Below are 784 nucleotides of genomic sequence, written 5' to 3'. Positions count from 1 at the left end.
CGAGGATGACGTGCGCGTTCGTCCCCGACATCCCGAACGACGACACCCCCGCCCGCCGCACCCGACCCACCACCTCAGGCCACGGCACCGCCTCCCGCACCACCTCCACACCACCCACCGACCAATCCACCCGCGACGTCGGCACCCCCACATGCAACGACCCCGCAACCACCCCCCGACGCAACCCCTCCACCACCTTCACAATCCCCGCCACACCCGCCGCCGCCTGCGTATGACCAATATTCGACTTCACCGACCCCACCAACAAAGACCGACCAGAACCCCGCCCCCGCCCATAAACCCCCAACAAAGCACCCAACTCGATCGGATCACCCAACCGCGTCCCCGTCCCATGCCCCTCCACCACATCCACCCCATCCGCAGAAACACCCGCATCCACCAACGCCGCCCGCAACACCCGCTCCTGCGCCACCCCCGACGGCGCCGTCAAACCATTCGAACCACCATCGGAATTCACCGCCGAACCACCCACCACCGCCAACACCCGATGACCCCGCTCCCGCGCCACCGACAACCGCTCCACCACCACAACCCCCACCCCCTCACCCCACCCCGTCCCATCCGCACCCTCACCAAACGCCTTCACCCGACCATCCACCGCCAACCCACCCTGCCGAGAGAACTCCACAAAACCCACCGGCGTCGACATCACCGTCACCCCACCCACCAACGCCAACGAACACTCCCCCACCCGCAACGACCGCACCGCCACATGCAACGCCACCAACGACGACGAACACGCCGTATCCACCGTCAACGCCGG

1 protein-coding gene is annotated in these 784 nt (G+C 67.3%); it reads right to left on the bottom strand.

Going from position 1 to position 784, the window contains the following annotated elements:
* On the bottom strand, nucleotides 1–784 hold a 784-nt coding region (locus FREUN1FDRAFT_RS39235), incomplete at both ends, for a polyketide synthase (RefSeq protein ID WP_006546020.1).

The sequence above is a fragment of the Parafrankia sp. EUN1f genome, from assembly GCF_000177675.1.
Classification (GTDB): domain Bacteria; phylum Actinomycetota; class Actinomycetes; order Frankiales; family Frankiaceae; genus Parafrankia.
Note: the sequence above shows the minus strand (reverse complement) of the source record. Positions and strands in the feature narration are given on the sequence as shown.